General features: G+C 69.0%; 19 protein-coding genes. 15 read left to right on the top strand and 4 right to left on the bottom strand.

Features of this window, described 5'->3' with window-relative positions:
• The gene (locus O5K39_RS05100; RefSeq protein ID WP_271146204.1) at window positions 1–204 is read right to left on the bottom strand and encodes a DUF1674 domain-containing protein; all 204 of its coding nucleotides are present in this window, start codon (window positions 202–204) and stop codon (window positions 1–3) included.
• A 155-nt stretch (window positions 205–359) separates the two neighbouring features.
• Here O5K39_RS05100 and tolB point away from each other — a divergent pair, with 155 nt between their 5' ends.
• From tolB to ftsH, 7 genes are all read left to right on the top strand, one after another.
• Window positions 360–1,742, top strand: a complete 1,383-nt coding sequence (gene tolB / locus O5K39_RS05095) for a Tol-Pal system beta propeller repeat protein TolB (RefSeq protein ID WP_271146203.1) — start codon at window positions 360–362, stop codon at window positions 1,740–1,742.
• A 101-nt stretch (window positions 1,743–1,843) separates the two neighbouring features.
• Window positions 1,844–2,410: a peptidoglycan-associated lipoprotein Pal gene (pal, locus tag O5K39_RS05090; protein ID WP_271146202.1), complete on the top strand. Its 567-nt coding sequence runs from the start codon at window positions 1,844–1,846 to the stop codon at window positions 2,408–2,410.
• A 93-nt stretch (window positions 2,411–2,503) separates the two neighbouring features.
• A complete protein-coding gene (locus tag O5K39_RS05085; protein ID WP_271146201.1) occupies window positions 2,504–2,920 on the top strand; it encodes a hypothetical protein in 417 nt (138 codons plus the stop codon).
• A gap of 86 nt (window positions 2,921–3,006) precedes the next feature.
• Window positions 3,007–4,134 (top strand): DUF3667 domain-containing protein, encoded by a 1,128-nt coding sequence (locus O5K39_RS05080; protein ID WP_271146200.1) that lies wholly within the window; start codon window positions 3,007–3,009, stop codon window positions 4,132–4,134.
• A 40-nt stretch (window positions 4,135–4,174) separates the two neighbouring features.
• Window positions 4,175–5,026: a tetratricopeptide repeat protein gene (locus O5K39_RS05075; protein ID WP_271146199.1), complete on the top strand. Its 852-nt coding sequence runs from the start codon at window positions 4,175–4,177 to the stop codon at window positions 5,024–5,026.
• Window positions 5,027–5,037: 11 nt separating this feature from the next.
• Window positions 5,038–6,480: a tRNA lysidine(34) synthetase TilS gene (gene tilS / locus O5K39_RS05070; RefSeq protein WP_271146198.1), complete on the top strand. Its 1,443-nt coding sequence runs from the start codon at window positions 5,038–5,040 to the stop codon at window positions 6,478–6,480.
• Window positions 6,477–8,429, top strand: a complete 1,953-nt coding sequence (gene ftsH / locus O5K39_RS05065) for an ATP-dependent zinc metalloprotease FtsH (RefSeq protein ID WP_271146197.1) — start codon at window positions 6,477–6,479, stop codon at window positions 8,427–8,429. The genes tilS and ftsH overlap by 4 nt, the downstream gene beginning before the upstream one ends.
• Window positions 8,430–8,448: 19 nt before the next feature.
• On the opposite strand, the gene O5K39_RS05060 is transcribed toward ftsH, so the two are convergent.
• Window positions 8,449–8,841, bottom strand: coding sequence for a hypothetical protein (locus O5K39_RS05060; protein ID WP_271146196.1), 393 nt, complete (start codon window positions 8,839–8,841; stop codon window positions 8,449–8,451).
• 193 nt (window positions 8,842–9,034) lie between these two features.
• Here O5K39_RS05060 and O5K39_RS05055 point away from each other — a divergent pair, with 193 nt between their 5' ends.
• Genes O5K39_RS05055 through O5K39_RS05020 form a run of 8 tightly spaced genes read left to right on the top strand, consistent with a single transcriptional unit; the run spans window position 9,035 to window position 14,421 of the window.
• Window positions 9,035–10,255, top strand: coding sequence for an acyltransferase family protein (locus tag O5K39_RS05055; RefSeq protein ID WP_271146195.1), 1,221 nt, complete (start codon window positions 9,035–9,037; stop codon window positions 10,253–10,255).
• 59 nt (window positions 10,256–10,314) lie between these two features.
• A complete protein-coding gene (locus O5K39_RS05050) occupies window positions 10,315–10,959 on the top strand; it encodes a hypothetical protein (protein ID WP_271146194.1) in 645 nt (214 codons plus the stop codon).
• 7 nt (window positions 10,960–10,966) lie between these two features.
• A complete protein-coding gene (locus O5K39_RS05045; RefSeq protein WP_271146193.1) occupies window positions 10,967–11,269 on the top strand; it encodes a transcriptional regulator in 303 nt (100 codons plus the stop codon).
• A complete protein-coding gene (locus O5K39_RS05040) occupies window positions 11,269–11,868 on the top strand; it encodes a YdeI/OmpD-associated family protein (protein ID WP_271146192.1) in 600 nt (199 codons plus the stop codon). The genes O5K39_RS05045 and O5K39_RS05040 overlap by 1 nt, the downstream gene beginning before the upstream one ends.
• Complete coding sequence (folP, locus tag O5K39_RS05035) at window positions 11,865–12,668, top strand: dihydropteroate synthase (protein ID WP_271146191.1); 804 nt, start codon at window positions 11,865–11,867, stop codon at window positions 12,666–12,668. The genes O5K39_RS05040 and folP overlap by 4 nt, the downstream gene beginning before the upstream one ends.
• A 39-nt stretch (window positions 12,669–12,707) precedes the next feature.
• Window positions 12,708–13,046 (top strand): multidrug efflux SMR transporter, encoded by a 339-nt coding sequence (locus O5K39_RS05030; protein ID WP_271146190.1) that lies wholly within the window; start codon window positions 12,708–12,710, stop codon window positions 13,044–13,046.
• A complete protein-coding gene (gene thiD, locus O5K39_RS05025; protein ID WP_271146189.1) occupies window positions 13,046–13,852 on the top strand; it encodes a bifunctional hydroxymethylpyrimidine kinase/phosphomethylpyrimidine kinase in 807 nt (268 codons plus the stop codon). The genes O5K39_RS05030 and thiD overlap by 1 nt, the downstream gene beginning before the upstream one ends.
• Window positions 13,849–14,421: a nucleotidyltransferase family protein gene (locus tag O5K39_RS05020; RefSeq protein ID WP_271146188.1), complete on the top strand. Its 573-nt coding sequence runs from the start codon at window positions 13,849–13,851 to the stop codon at window positions 14,419–14,421. The genes thiD and O5K39_RS05020 overlap by 4 nt, the downstream gene beginning before the upstream one ends.
• A gap of 61 nt (window positions 14,422–14,482) precedes the next feature.
• Here O5K39_RS05020 and O5K39_RS05015 read toward each other — a convergent pair whose 3' ends face one another.
• On the bottom strand, window positions 14,483–14,875 hold the full coding sequence (locus O5K39_RS05015) for a hypothetical protein (protein ID WP_271146187.1): 393 nt from the start codon (window positions 14,873–14,875) through the stop codon (window positions 14,483–14,485).
• Between the two features lie 149 nt (window positions 14,876–15,024).
• Complete coding sequence (locus O5K39_RS05010; RefSeq protein WP_271146186.1) at window positions 15,025–15,987, bottom strand: right-handed parallel beta-helix repeat-containing protein; 963 nt, start codon at window positions 15,985–15,987, stop codon at window positions 15,025–15,027.

Below are 15,987 nucleotides of genomic sequence, written 5' to 3'. Positions count from 1 at the left end.
TCAGAAATCGACGGCCAGCCCCTTCTTCTCCCAGTCTCCATAGCGGGTCGGCTCCGGTCCGGTCGGTCCGCCGTGTTCGGTCGCCGGGACCGCCTCGGCCTCGGCGGCGCGGCGGGCCTCGGCCTCGGCCAGGGCGCGTTGGGCGGCGGGGGTCAGGACGCGGGGCGGAACGGGTTCGGCGGCGTCGATCGGTTCGTCGGTCATGGTGCGAATGTAGGGTCCCGCGAGCCCCACGTCACCCGCCGGGCAAAACCTGCCGTCCCGAAAGTCGCCCCAATCAGGGCCAAGCTGGCATTTGTCATACGGTCTGGCGATAAGGACCGAACGATCCGCCTTACACGTCCGGGAGCGCCCACTTCATGCGTCTGAACCTTCTGCTCGCCTCGGCCTGCATGATCGCCGTCGGCGCGTCCTCGCTGGCCACCGCCCAGAGCACGCCGGTCCCCGGCGCGGCCCCGCCGCAGCAGCAGGGCCCGATCGAGGTCGAGATCGATCAGGGCGTCATCCGCCCCTTCCAGATCGCCGTCGCTCCCTTCAGCGGCCAGAACGGCGCCGACCTGGCCGGCGTCATCTCCGGCGATCTGGCCCGTTCGGGCTTCTTCCAGCCGATCAATCCGCGCAGCTTCGTCGAGACCGGCCTGACCCTGGCCAACGCGCCGGACTTCCCGAAGTGGACCAGTATCGGTGCCCAGGCGGTGCTCTACGGCTCGGTCACGCCGCGACCCGATGGCCGCAACAACGTCGGTTTCCGCCTCTATGACCCCTATCGCCAGTGCCAGCTGGTCTCCTACCAGTTCACCGCCACGCCCGAGCAGTGGCGCCGGATAGCGCACAAGATCGCCGACGTCGTCTATCAGCGCATGACGGGCGAGAGCGGCTTCTTCGACAGCCGCATCATCTATGTCGCCGAAAGCGGCACCGAGCTGAACCGCCTCAGCCGCCTCGCGATCGTGGACCAGGACGGCTACAACCCCGTCTTCCTGACCGACGGCAGTGAGATCATCCTGACGCCGCGCTTCTCGTCCAACCCCGACGAGATCACCTATATGGCGCTGGGCCGGGACTACAGCCGGATCTACCTCTACAACCTGTCGACCGGCCGCCGAGAAAGCCTGGGCGAGTTCGACGGTCAGGCCCTGGCGCCGCGCTATTCGCCGGACGGGACCAAGGTCGCCTTCTCGATCATCCGGGGCGGCAACACCGACGTCTATGTGATGGATCTGCGCAGCCGCCAGCTGTCGCGCCTGACCTCCGACCCCGGCATCGACACCTCGCCGTCCTTCAGCCCCGACGCGTCCCAGATCGTGTTCAACTCCGACCGATCGGGCACCCCGCGCCTGTACGTCATGAACGCCAACGGTTCGAACCAGCGGCCGATCTCCAGGGGCGGCGGCTCCTACACCGCCCCGTCCTGGAGCCCGCGCGGCGACATGATCGCCTTCACCAAGTCCTCGGGCGGCCGGTTCAGCATCGGCGTCATGAACACCGACGGCTCGGGCGAGCGCAGCCTGTCGTCCTCCTATTTCGAGGAGGGCCCGTCCTGGGCCCCCAACGGCCGCTACATCATGTTCGCGCGCCAGACGCGGGGCGGGAACACCAATCTGTGGATGGTCGATCTGTCGGGCCGGGTCATCGCCCAGTCCGGCTATCAGGGCCGGGGCTCCGATCCCGCCTGGTCGCCCCTGCTGGACGCGCCGCCCGCCGGTCTCGGCAGTTCGGGCCCCGACAGCTGCGGGACCTGATACCTCAACTGTGCGTTACCGACCCGAGCGCCACAGACACGACACGAACGCCTGAGTTAAATGGCCACGCTTGAAGGCCCCGCCGACCCGAGGAGACCCCGATGACCCGCCCGATCAGCCGCCTGCCCCTGAAGATCGCCGCCATCGGCCTGTCCGTCGTGGCCTTGGCCGCCTGTACGCCAAAGCGCGCGGTCGAAACGGCGACGCCGGGTGGCCCCACGGCCCCCTATGACAACAACCCCGTCTATCCCGGGGCCGGCGGCAATGTCGGCGGCTCGGACATGAGCGGTTCGTCGCGCCCCGGCTCTGAACAGGATTTCGCCATCAACGTCGGCGACCGCATCTATTTCGAGCTCGATTCCTATCAGGTCAGCCCGGAGGCCTATCCGCGCCTCGACGCCCAGGCCCAGTGGCTGGCCCGCTATCCCCAGATCGGGGTGCGGATCGAGGGCAATGCCGACGAACGCGGCACCCGCGAGTACAACCTGGCCCTGGGTGCCCGCCGCGCCGAATCGATCCGCAACTACCTGATCCAGCGCGGCGTCTCGGCCGGCCGCATCGACACCATTTCCTTCGGCAAGGAGCGCCCCATTGCAGAGGGTTCGACCGAGGACAGCTGGGCCCGCAACCGCAACGGCCACACCGCCATCGTCAGCGGCGCGCAGTAGGTCAGGTTTCTTCGCCTGTGTCTCCGCACCGACTTGTGCGGAGACCGGCCCCGGCTATTCTCACGCGATACCGTCCGGGGAGTTGACGAGGCCATGAGTGACGGACCCCCACCCCTGACGCAGGCCGATCCAGCCATCGGCAAGGACGACGCCGTGTCACGCACCGGTTTCGCCGAACCGGCCCTGGCCTATGACTATTTCAAGAGCATGGTGTCGCTCAGCGTCGCGACCCTTGGCGGCGTGCTGACCCTCAGCGGAACCGTCTTCGGTGCCCGGATCAGCCCCTTGCAGATGGCGATGGCGGTCCTGCCCGTGGCCGTCTCAGGTCTGCTGGCCCTTCAGGCTCAGACCGACATCACTCAGCTGAGCCTGGGCGTCAAACCGCCGCTGAACAGCTCCAGGCTGGCGCTTCGGCTGGTTCCGTCGTTCTACGGTCTGGGACTCGGAATTTTTCTGGCCTGCCTGCTGCTGTCCTACATCTCGCCGGAAGCTGCTGCCGCGCCGCGCTGAGGATCAGCGCGTCTGCGCCCTTTCCTTTTGACCCAACCGCTGCCACCCGTCAGATTGTGCGCTGCACAGTCAGGGCGGGGGCGGACGTGGATATCGAAGCAGCGGGCGGCGCGATCACGGGCGGCCTGATCGCCGGAGCGGTCGAGGCCCCGACGGGCAAGGCGGGCGAGCACGAGACCCGCGTCTGCAGCGACTGCGGTGAACCGGTCTCGGGAAATTTCTGCGCCAACTGCGGCCAGCCGACACACGTCCACCGCACCCTGCTGCACCTCGGCGAAGAGCTGCTGCACGGGGTCATGCATTTCGACGCCCGCATCTGGCGCACCCTGCCCCTGCTGGCCCTGAACCCCGGCAAGCTGACCCGCGAGTGGATCGAGGGCAAACGCACCCGCTACGTCTCGCCCCTGGCGATGTTCCTGTTCACCGTCTTCCTGATGTTCTTCATCCTGAGTTTCAGCGGGGGTTCGACGCTCGGCGTCAACCAGGCCCCTCTGGACGAACGGATCGCCGACGCGCGAGCCGATGTCGACGAGGCGAAGGCCGAGCTGGCGCGGGCGCAGGCCGCCTCCAACGGAGAACCGGGCGATGAAGGCGTGGTGGCCGGCGCCACGGCCGCGGTTGGTGGTGCCGAGCGTTCCCTTCGCGTCCTCGAGGACGCCAGGGCCGCCGGACCCCGCGCCGACGGTCTGGCTCCCGGCAGCTTCCAGGCCGCGATCGCCGACGCCGCTCACGACGGCAACATCACGATCGGCGTCGGCGACAAGAAGATGAAGGACAAGATCCTCCACAAGCTCGCGAACCCCGACCTGGCGATCTACAAGATCCAGCAGACGGTCTACAAATACGCCTTCCTCCTGGTGCCCCTGTCGATCCCCTTCGTCTGGCTGCTGTTCGCCTGGAAGCGAGGCTTCACCTGGTACGACCACGGCGTCTTCGTCCTCTATTCCCTGACCTTCATGGCGATTCTCGGGATGGCCATGGCCGTGATCGGCGCGATCGCAGCGGCCTCGCCGCCCTGGATCGCCCCCGTGTTCGGCATCCTGTCGGCGGTTCTGGTCTTCGCCCCTCCCGTCCATATGTTCGCCCAGTTGAAGGGGACCTACGGCCTGTCGATCTTCTCGGCCCTGTGGCGCACGATCCTGCTGCTTCTCTTCTGCATCTTTGTCGTCAGCCTGTTCCTCGTCGCCATCATCCTCCTGGGTCTGGGCGTCTGACGCCTTGCGACGGCCCCAAATCGGTGGAACGAAAGCGGGCATGACGATCAAGCCTCTCGCCCTGTCCCTGATGCTCGCCACGGCCGCCGGCTGCGCCCTCGCCGGAGGCATTGCGGTCTCCCAGACCCAGCCCCTGCCCGCCGTCCAGTGGGACGTCCGTCGGCTCGACACCCTGGACCGCAACGTCCGCCGCCTCGAACGCGCCCTGACCCAGAGAAACGCGGTCGGCCAGCCCGTCCTGGTCGAGTCCGATCCCGAGGTCGTCACCCTGATGGGCCAGGTCGAGACCATCGGCCGACGCCTCGGCGACCTTGAGGAAACCGTCCAGCGCATCAACGGCGACCTGGAACGCGCCAGTTTCGCCGCCGACGAAAGCGCGAGTGAAACCGCCGCCCTGCGCACCCGCCTGAACCAGGCCGAGACCCGCCTCAAGGCCATGGAGGACGCGGCTCGCGCCGCCGCCGAACGGGCCGAAGCCGAGGCCGAGGCGTTGCGCTCCCCTACGGGCGATGCGGCGGGCGATCTGGCCGCCGCACAAGGGTTGATGCCCGCCGATCCGGCCGGTGCCGGCCGCGCCTATGAGATGCTCATCGAGAACTGGCCCGACACGCCCCAGGCCCGCGAGGCCGGCTGGCGTCTGGGCGACATCCGCCGTGCGGCGGGCGATCAGGCCGGTGCAGTCACCGCCTATGCCCAGGCCCTGAACGGCTGGCCCACTACCGCCTGGGCCGGCGAGACCACCCTGAAACTGGCCCGCGCCCTCGTCGCCACCGAGCGCGACACCCAGGCCTGCGGGGCGCTGGGCGAGTTCAACCGGCGCTATGCGGCGGCGGCCTCGGCTCAGCTCAAGACCATCGCCGGCCAGATCCGCACCCAGGCCGCCTGCCGCTGACCGGGAGCCCCATGAGCGTGGGGGGCCGCGACGATGACCTGGCGGTGCGCGTCGGCGCTTGTCTCGACGCTCGACTACAGCATGCGGTCGAGCACCCTGTCGTCCTGGCCCTGTCCGGCGGCGGCGACTCCATGGCCCTGCTGCACATCGCCGCCGACTGGGCGAAGGCGCGGGGCCGCCGCCTCCTCGCCGTCACCGTCGACCACGCCCTGAATCCCGACAGCTCCGGCTGGAGCGAGACCTGCCGCCACGCCTGCGAGGCCCTGAACGTCGCCTGGACCGAGCGCCGCTGGACCGGTGACAAGCCGACCACCGGCCTCCCTGCCGCCGCCCGCCACGCCCGCCACGCCCTGCTGGCCGACGCGGCGCGAGAGGCGGGGGCGAAGGTCATCCTGCTGGCCCACACCGCCGACGACATCGCCGAGGGCGACTGGATGCGAGAGCGAGGGTCCAACCTGGGCACCCTGCGCGAATGGTCGCCCTCCCCGTCCTGGCCCGAGGGGCGGGGGCTGATGCTGCTTCGGCCCATGCTGGGGGAAGGGCGGGAGGCGCTCAGGGCCTGTCTTCGCGCACGACAGGCCATCTGGATCGAAGACCCCGCCAACGCCGACCTGCGCTTTGGCCGAAGCCGAGCCCGCCACACCCTGACCCCTCTCCCATCGGGAGAGGGCTTGAGCGCCCGAGAGCGTCAGCGATCGGACTTGCGCGAAAGGGTGAGGGGTTCGGTGCCAACCGTTGAGGGCGGAACCCCTCACCCTTTCGGCTTGGCGCATCGCTTCGCTCTGCGAGCCTCAAGCCCTCTCCCTCTGGGAGAGGGGGTCACTCTCCAGAACCCCTCTCCCCCAACCCTCTCCGCCGCCATCGTCTGCACCTCCGGCGGCACCGCCATCCCACGCCCCGACAGGATCGCCACCCTTACCGCCCGCCTCGTCCCCGGACAGCCCTTCACCGCCAGCCTCTCCGGCGCACGCATCACCACCGACGGCACAACCGTCACCCTGACCCGCGAGCCCGGAGACCTGCGCCGCCGCCCCGTCCCCGACCGACCCCTGACCCCCGGTCGCCCCGCCGTCTGGGACGGCCGCTACGAGATCACCACCACTGAACCCGGCTGGACCGTCACCGCCGCCCAGGGGCACCTCGCCGCGCTCAGCCCCGCCGACCGCGCCGTCATCCGCACCGTCGCTCCCCAAGCCCGCGCCGCCTTGCCTGTCCTGATCCGGAACGACCATCGCGGCCCGGTTCTCGCATGGAGGCTTGCGGAGGTTCGTGCGCTTGTGCCGCGCCGTCTGGATCTGGCGCTGTCTGCGCTGGGAATGGGCGAAACGACGCATGAAGCCGACCTCTTTCGCCCCCTCCATGGCGAAACGCCGCCGTCTGACCTATTTTCCTCTGCAAGACATGAAACCGACGCGCGCCATGCGGTGCCGCCGAAGGACCGAGAACCGAAATGAACCTGCGAAATCTGGCGATCTGGGGCGTCATCCTTCTGGGGCTGGTGGCCGTCTATGCGGCGATCAGCCAGACCGGCGGGGCCCTGATGCCCGGCGCGGCCGCCACCTCGCCCAACGCCGCCGCCCGGCCCGAACCGATCAGCTATTCCCAGTTGGTCCAGGCCATCGACGCCAAGACCATCAAGTCGGTCATGGTGCGTGGCGATCAGGTCACGGGTCAGTTCAACGACGAGAAGCGCTTCACCACCACCACCCCGCTTCAGAACGAGGGCGTGATCGAGGCGATCCGCCAGTCGGGCGCCCAGGTCGAGGTCAAGACCACTCGCCAGTCGGTCTGGATGAGCATCCTGATGGGCCTGCTGCCGATCCTGCTGCTGGTCGGCGTCTGGATCTTCTTCATGCGCCAGATGCAGGGCGGCGCGCGCGGCGCCATGGGCTTCGGCAAGTCCAAGGCCAAGCTGCTGACCGAGCACAAGGGCCGCAAGATGTTCGAGGACGTCGCCGGCGTCGACGAGGCCAAGGAAGAGCTCCAGGAGGTCGTCGACTTCCTCAAGGACCCGGCCAAGTTCCAGCGTCTGGGCGGCAAGATTCCCAAGGGCGCCCTGCTGGTGGGCCCTCCCGGCACCGGCAAGACGCTTCTGGCCCGCGCCGTCGCGGGAGAGGCGGGCGTGCCCTTCTTCTCCATCTCGGGCTCGGACTTCGTCGAGATGTTCGTCGGCGTCGGCGCCAGCCGTGTCCGCGACATGTTCGAACAGGCCAAGAAGAACGCCCCCTGCATCATCTTCATCGACGAGATCGACGCCGTCGGTCGTCACCGGGGCGCAGGCCTGGGCGGCGGCAATGACGAGCGCGAGCAGACCCTCAACCAGCTGCTCGTCGAGATGGACGGCTTCGAATCCAACGAAGGCATCATCCTGATCGCCGCGACCAACCGTCCTGACGTGCTGGACCCGGCCCTGCTGCGTCCCGGCCGTTTCGACCGCCAGGTCGTGGTGCCCAACCCAGACGTCAACGGTCGCGAGAAGATCCTGCGCGTCCACATGAAGGACGTGCCGCTCGCCGCCGACGTCAACACCAAGACCATCGCGCGCGGCACCCCCGGCTTCTCGGGGGCCGATCTGGCCAACCTCGTGAACGAGGCGGCCCTGATGGCGGCGCGCAAGGACCGCCGCATGGTCACCCACCGCGACTTCGAGGACGCCAAGGACAAGGTCATGATGGGCGCCGAACGCCGCTCCATGGCCATGAACGAGGAAGAAAAGCGCCTGACCGCCTACCACGAGGGCGGCCACGCCATCGTCGCCATGAACGTCAAGATGGCCGATCCCGTCCACAAGGCCACCATCGTCCCGCGCGGACAGGCGCTGGGCATGGTCATGCAACTGCCCGAGGGCGACCGCTATTCGATGAAGTACCAGCAGATGGTCGACCGCATCGCCATCATGGCCGGCGGCCGCGTGGCCGAGGAGATCATCTTCGGCAAGGAGAACATCACTTCGGGTGCCAGTTCTGACATCCAGCAGGCGACCAAGCTGGCCAAGCGGATGGTCACCCAGTGGGGCTTCTCCGACGTGCTGGGCACGGTGGCCTATGGCGAGAACGAGCAGGAGGTCTTCTTGGGCCACTCCGTCGCCCGCAGCCAGAACATCAGCGAGGAGACCGCCCGGATCATCGACGCCGAGGTCAAGCGGCTTGTCACCTCCGGCTGGGACGAGGCCCGCCAGATCCTCACCGACAAGGCCGACGACCTGGAAAAACTGGCCCAGGCCCTGCTCGAGTACGAAACCCTGTCCGGCCAGGAGATCAAGGACCTGCTGGAGAAGGGCGCGACCCCCAACCGCGACGAAAACAACTTCCCCAACTCCGGCCCCTCGGTCTCGGTCCCCGTCACCCCGATGCCCGAGGCGATCCCGGCCCCCGCCGCGACCAGCGTCCCGACCGTCCACTGAGGCGTGGAGGCGGCGGCGGCTACCAGCCGTCGTCGTCTTCGGACACGATCTGGTGCGGCGAAGCGCCGAAGTGAGCGACGCACCGGCTGAAGATGTCGGCCGCTTGCTGATCCGTCCCGGCCCGTGCCTGGGTGGTGATCAGCGCTCTCAGGTGATCGACTTCGGCCTGGGGAGCCTGGATCAGGGCCAGGGCAGCGGCGGTTCCGGCGGGCCAGTCCTGACCGAAGCGCACGGCCTGGTCGTGGGCCGAGGCGGTTTCCATGACCTGTTCCAGTTCCGGCGGCCGAAGATAGGCCGCTGTTGACGCCAGTTGCGCCGCCGCGACCTGGCATTTGATGCGCTCGATGGCATCCTGCTGCTGAGGCGTCGGGCCGCTTTGGAGCGCGGCGATCAGGGCAAGCATGATGAGCATGGCGGTTCTCCCGCCGCCACACTGAAACGCGGCACGCTGCGATCGTAGTGACTTTTTCTGACAGCCGGATCTGACGCCTTTCGGGCCGAGGACACCCGTGGACCTGCGCTGGGAACATGCCCTCCCTCGCGAACTTGTTTGCATTTCAAACAGGTCTGTGGGATACGGCTTCGTGAAGAGGGGAGCCGTTCTCATGTCGTCATCCGAAACCCGTTCGCCCGAGCGCCTCCATGGCCTCGACGCCCTGCGCGGGACCGCCCTGCTGCTGGGCGTCGTCCTTCATGCGTCCATGTCCTATTTCCCGGTCACCATCTGGATCGTGCCCGACACCGACAACTCCCCGGTGGCCGGTGCCCTCTTCTTCGCCATCCACCTGTTCCGGATGACCAGCTTCTTCCTGATCGCCGGTCTGTTCGCCCATATGATGCTCGGCCGCCGGGGGACTGTCGGCTTCATCAGGGACCGGCTGATCCGCATCGCCGGACCGCTGGCGACCTTCTGGTTTCCGGTCCTTGCCGCCATCATCGCGGGCCTGATCTGGATGGCCGCCATCCGCAACGGCGGGACGATCCCGACCGACGGACCGCCCCCGCCGCCCCTGACGCTCGAGACCTTTCCCCTGACCCATCTGTGGTTCCTGTGGGTGCTGCTGATCCTCTATGTCGGCCTGCTGGTCCTGCGCGCGCCGTTCGCCCTGCTGGACCGCGAGGGCGGCTGGGGCCGCGTCAGCGACCGGATCACCGGTGCCCTGATCGGGCCGTGGACGCCGCTTGTGATGGCCGCGCCTCTGGCCCTGGCCTTCTGGCTCGCGCCGAACTGGACGCCCTTCTTCGGCATCCCGACGCCGGACACCGGGCTGGTTCCCAATGCCGTGGCCCTGACCGCCTTTGGCAGTGCCTTCGGGCTCGGCGTCCTGCTGGATCGCCGCCGCGACCTGCTGGGCCGTATCGAGCGGCTGTGGCCGGCGTTCACGGTCCTGGCCCTGGGCACAGGGACGGCCGCCCTGATCATGGTGGGCGGGCCGGTCCCGGACCTGGCACCGGTCACCGAGCCCGCGCTGAAGGCCCGGCTGGCGGCGATCATGGCCCTGGCCGTCTTCGCCTCGACCTTCGCGGTCCTGTCCCTGGCCCTGCGCTTCGCTTCGGGACACAGCGCCATCCGCCGCTACCTCGCCGACGCCTCCTACTGGGTCTATATCGTCCACCTGCCTCTGGTCATGGTCGGACAGATCCTGGTGGTGAACCAGACCTGGCCCTGGTTCATCAAGTTCGGCGTCGTCATCGGCGGAACCCTGACGATCAGCCTGCTGACCTATGAACTTCTGGTCCGCCACAGCTTCGTCGGTGGATGGCTGAACGGCCGCCGCGTCCCCTGGCGCCGCGCGTCCGAACCCGAACTCGCCCCTGCCGAATAGCTTGCCAAGACCTGCCGGCTCGTCCACCCCAGAGACGAGCCGGCTCCGGAGAGACAATCATGCCCGCCAAGCCCCGCCTGCACTCGCCCGAGGACGACCTCGCCTTCATGCGTTCGATCGTCGAGGGCGGCGGACGGCCGCCGATGACCCTGGCGGTCTGCTATCTGGCGGGTGGCCTGCTGTACGGTCTCCAGTGCCTGTTCCACCTCGGCCAGGCGATCGGACTGATCCGCTGGCCCGACCTCGCCACACTGGCCTTCGTGGTCGGCATCACCGTCGCCTTCCTGTCGATCCTGACCTGGGCCATCCTCAGGGACCGCAAGGACGGCGGCGCCAACCGGGGCCCGATGGCCAGCCGCACCCTGAACGCAGCCTTCAGCGCCACCGGCATGACGAATACGGCCGTCATCATCGTCTTCGGCGTCGGCGCGATGCGGGATCAGGATTTCGCCGTCTGGCTCTACTACGCCGCCATCGTCTTCGCGCTTCAGGCGGCGGCCTGGTATGTGGCCTGGACCCTGAAGCGAAAGGGCTGGATGCTGGCCACGGCGCTCGGCGGCTGGGCCACGGCGGTGGCGCTGGGTGTGCTGGTGCGCGAACCCCTGTGGTATCTCGACGTCTGCACCGTCGCCCTGTTCGCCCTGTTCGCCCTGCCCGGCTGGATCCTGTTCCGCGACGCCCGCGCCGCCCCCAGGGGAGCCTGAGCGCGCCATGGGTCTGGCCGATCTGGGACGGATCGATGAGGTCATCCACGGCCGCATGCGGCTGGGGATCATGGTCTATCTGGCCGACGCCGAACGCGCCGACTTCACCGAGCTGAAGACCGTGCTCGACGCCACCCAGGGCAATCTGTCGGTCCATCTGAAGAAGCTGGAAGAGGCCGGCTTCGTCGCCATCGACAAGAGCTTCAGGGACAACAAGCCCCTGACCCGGGTGTCGATCACGGATGAGGGCCGCCGGGCCTTCTCCGCCTATCTCGATGCCATCGGCAGCCTGATCGGGGGCCGGGACTGATGGCCCCGATGGTCGTCGATCCGGCGCGCGTCAGGGAGTTCGTCGATTTCCAGGCCTTCCACGACTGGCTCGCGCACCATCACGACCGCGAGCCCGAGGTCTGGATCAGGACGCACAAGAAGGGATCCGGCCTGGCCTCCATCGACTGGGGCCAGGCGGTGGACGCCGCCCTGTGCTGGGGCTGGGTCGACGGGATCAGGAAGAGTCTCGATGACCGCAGCTTCCTGCAACGCCTGACCCCGCGTGGACCGAAAAGCAGTTGGTCGAAGATCAATGTCGACAAGGTCGCGACCCTGACCGCCGCCGGCCTGATGACGGCGCACGGCCTGAAGCACGTCGAGACGGCCAGGGCCGACGGCCGCTGGGATGCCGCCTATCGCGTCAAGGGCGCGGAAGTCCCCGCCGACCTCCAGGCCGCCATCGACGCCGACCCGCAGGCCACGGCGACCTTCGCAGGCCTGACCGCCCAGAACCGCTTCGCCCTGATCTTTCGGACCGAGCAGATGAAGACGCCGGCGGGTCGCGCGCGAAAGATCGCCGACCTGACCGCCATGCTCGCACGCGGCGAGACGCCCCATCCGCAGCAGGCGAAGCCATGAGCCGCACCCGCGTCATGGGCATCGTCAACGTGACCCCCGACAGCTTCTCGGACGGCGGGCGGCTGACCTCGACGCAGGCGGCCGTCGCCCACGCCCTGGCCCTCGTCGAACAGGGTGCCGACATCCTTGACATCGGCGGCGAGAGCACCCGCCCGGGTGCCGACCCCGTCCCGGTCGCCGACGAGATCGCCCGCGCGGTCCCCGTGATCGAGGGCATCCGCGCCCTGTGGCCCGGTCCCGTCAGCATCGACACCATGAAGCCCGAGGTCGCCCGCGCTGCCGTCGCCGCCGGGGCGACGATGTGGAACGACGTCACCGCCCTGAGTTTTTCGACCGACAGCCTGGCCACCGCCGCCGACCTCGGCTGCGACGTCGTTCTGATGCACATGAGGGGCGAGCCCCGCACCATGCAGGCGGCCCCCGCCTATGACGACGTGGTCACCGAGGTCTGCGCCGAACTGGCCGAACGCGCCCAGGCCGCCCTGGCCGCAGGCGTGGCGCGCGAGCGGATCTGGCTGGATCCCGGCATCGGCTTCGGCAAGACGGTTCAGCACAACCTGGCCCTGACCCGGAACCTGCCCGCCCTGGCGGCGCTCGGCTTTCCGATACTGTTCGGTGCCAGCCGAAAGCGGATGATCCAGGGCCTGGACGCCACGGCGACCGACCCCACCGACCGGCTGGGCGGCTCGATCGCTCTGGCGCTGGAGGCCGCCCGGCGCGGGGCCGACATCGTCCGGGTCCACGATGTCCGAGAGACCATGCAGGCGCTCAAGGTCCAGGCGGCCCTGACCGGCGAATAACCGCTTGCCCCGACCGTCGGCCTGTCCCATCTGGACCCGATGAACGTATCGTGGATCAACCCCTGGGTCGCCCTGGTGGTCGCCGGGGCGCTGGAAATCGTCTGGGCGTCCGGCTTCAAATACGTCGGGCCCCAGCGTCCGCTGATCTCGCTCGGCGTCGGCGTCGCCATGCTGCTGAGCTTCTACTTCCTGTGGCTGGCGACCCAGAAGCTGCCGATCGGCACGGCCTATGCCATCTGGACCGGCATCGGCGCGGTCGGTGCGGCCAGCGTCGGCATCCTCGTATTCGGAGAGCCCGCGACGGCCCTGCGGATCGCCTGCATCGTCCTGATCGTCGCCGGAATCGTCGGGCTGAAGCTCTTCTCGGGCGCTCACTGATGGCAGGCTCGCCGCTCGGACGCGTCCTGATCATCGCCGGTTCGGACTCCGGCGGTGGCGCCGGCATCCAGGCCGACATCAAGACCGTGACCCTGCTGGGCGGTTACGCCGCCACCGCCGTTACCGCCATCACGGTCCAGAACACCCTGGGCGTCCAGCACGTCTTTGCCCTGCCGCTCGACCTTATCGAAGCCCAGGCCCGCGCGGTGCTGGACGATATCGGCGCCGACGCCATCAAGACCGGGATGCTGGGCTCTATAGAGGTGGTCGAACGCGTCGCCGCCATACTCGACACCTGCACCGCCCCCGCCGTCATCGACCCCGTCATGGTCGCCAAGGGCGGCGCGCCCCTGCTGGACCGTGACGCGATCGAGGCCGTCCGTACCCTGATGATCCCCCGCGCCGCCCTCCTGACCCCCAATGCACCGGAGGCGCAGGCCCTGACCGGCATCGCGGTCAACGGCCTGGACGGCCAGCGGCGCGCCGGCGAGGCCCTGATGGCCATGGGCGCGCGGGCCGTGCTGATGAAGGGCGGCCATGTGCCGGGTCCGCGCGTGGTCGATCTGTTGCTGACGGCCCAGGGCGAGACCCTGATGGCCGGACCCCGGCTGAACACCACCTCGACCCACGGCACCGGCTGCACCCTGGCCAGCGCCTGCGCCGTCGGCCTGGCCAAGGGCCTGCAGATGGAAACCGCCGTCTCCAACGCCCGCGCCTATGTCGCCGAGGCCATCCGCCGCGCGCCGGGTCTGGGCGGCGGTCACGGCCCCCTCGATCACGGCTGGCCGCTGCGGGAACGGCAATGAGCGATCTGGAGGCCCGGCTGATCGCAATCGTCCGCGCCGACCCCGGCCTGATGCACGTCCTGACCACAGTGCGCGGCCTCGGTCTGCCGGACTGGCGGGTGTTCTCGGGCGCGGTCTATCAGAGCGTCTGGAATGCCGTTACCGGCCGCCCGGTCGGCTATGGCCGCAAGGATTTCGACCTCGGCTATTTCGACCCCGACACCTCCTGGGACGCCGAGGACGTCGTGATCGGCCGCGTCGCAGCCGCCTTCGACGAACCGTTCCGCTCCGAGGTCGAGGTCCGCAATCAGGCGCGGGTCCACATCTGGTTCCCCGACCGGTTCGGCGAGACCTACGAGCCCCTGCCAGACACCGACACGGCGCTCCGCCGCTTCGTTGCCCCCGCCTTCGCCGTCGGGGTTCGGCTGGAGGCTGACGACAGTATCAGCGTCGCCGCCCCCTTCGGCCTGGACGACCTGTTCGCCCTGACGCTGCGTCCCAATCCCGACCGGCCGCTCGCCAGGGGCTGGGACCGCGTCGTCGCCAGCGCGACCGAGCGCTGGCCCGAGATCCGGATCGTCACCGCCTGACGCATGCGAAAAGGGCGCGACCCTTTCGGATCGCGCCCCTCTCATTCAAGGCCTGTCAGCCTCAGCCGCGGCGGTTGTCGCGGTCCCAGCGTTCGTTGCGGATCTGGGCCGACAGCCGGTCGAAGCGGCGGTCCAGGTCGGCGCGTTCCCAGCCGGACAGGCCACCACGGCGATAGCTCTGCTCCAGACGGGCGATGCCGTTGAACTCGGCGCGCAGGCGGCCGGCTTCCCGGCGGCTCAGCGAACCGTTGCGGACGCCCTGGTCGATGCGGCGGTCGAGCTGGACCTGGCGCTGGTTGATCGACTGCCAGTTGCCGTAGCCGGCGTTCTGATAGCCACGGTCATGGCCTCGGCCGTAGTCACGGTCCTGATGGCCCCAGGACTGGGCGGCGGCGGGCAGGGCGGCCGACGTCGCGGCCAGGACGAGGGCGGGGACAAGCATCTTCTTGAACATCGGATCTCTCCTTGCTGGTGTTCTGTCGGGGGCCGGGGTGGCCAGCGATGACTTGAGATAACCACCGCGCGGCTGATCCCGACCTGAACAGGCCGCGTCAGGTTCGGTTCATCAGCATGACAAATGCGAAAGGCGCAGCAGGACGCGCCTCAGCGCACCGTGCGGTTCCGCTGCACCGTATTGCCGGTCGCGAGGTCGCGGTCGTCGGCGCTGGACCCGAACGGATAGCCCCGGTCGTCGCCACAGTACCTGCGCCCGCCGTTGCGCGACCCGACCACCACCGACCGCGCGGTCGAGCCCGAAAAGACATTGTCGGTGATCACATTGCCCGAAGGCGTCTGGTGCCGGATCACGCCGTCCTCGCCACAGTTCCTGTACAGGAACACCCCGCCCCGCCCGCGCAGGACGAAGCGGTTGCCGCTGATCAGGTTGCGCGCCGAGCCGTCCACAGCGATCTGCTCGCGCGGGGTGGTGATGTCGAAGGCGACGTTGCGGATCGCCGCCCCCGCGCTCTCGGCGTCCAGATAGATCGCCGCCGAATCCGACCGTCCTGCGAACCGCCCGCCGTTCAGGCTGACCCCCGTCACCCCCGGCCCGACATAGAAGGGGATCGATCCGGTCCCCAGCAGGGTCGTCCCCGTCACCGCGATCCGCGTCGGTGCCGAAGCCTGTGCCGCCGCCGTGTGGCCCGGCGTCCGCGACGAGGCCCGCAGGTCTTCGATCCGGCTCAGCGCCCCCATGCCCCAGATACGGATGTTGCCATGGATGGTGCAGTTGGCGATCGACAGGTCGGTGGGACGGCTCCAGCGCGGGACCGGTCCGTCGATCCGCCGCGACCAGATCGCCACCGTCGGCGCCTGGGTCGAGGTCTGGACGCCCGGTCGACCGATCGAACCGCCGCCGCAGTCGATCCCCGCGCCCGAGGCCTCCGCCCCCTCGATCAGGACCCGCCGCGTCACCGACCGTCCGCCGAGAACGGCCCGGCACGTCAGCCGGTAGGGTTCGGCCGAGGCCGTGGTCAGGGCCGTGATCTCCGCCGCCGAACAGGGCCGGGCGGCAGGCAGAGCGCCCGCCTGGCCCTGAAGCGCCGCGAGGATCAGCGTCGCGATCAT

The organism is Brevundimonas sp. NIBR10, assembly GCF_027912515.1.
GTDB lineage: Bacteria > Pseudomonadota > Alphaproteobacteria > Caulobacterales > Caulobacteraceae > Brevundimonas.
This window is presented reverse-complemented; position numbering and strand designations above follow the sequence as displayed.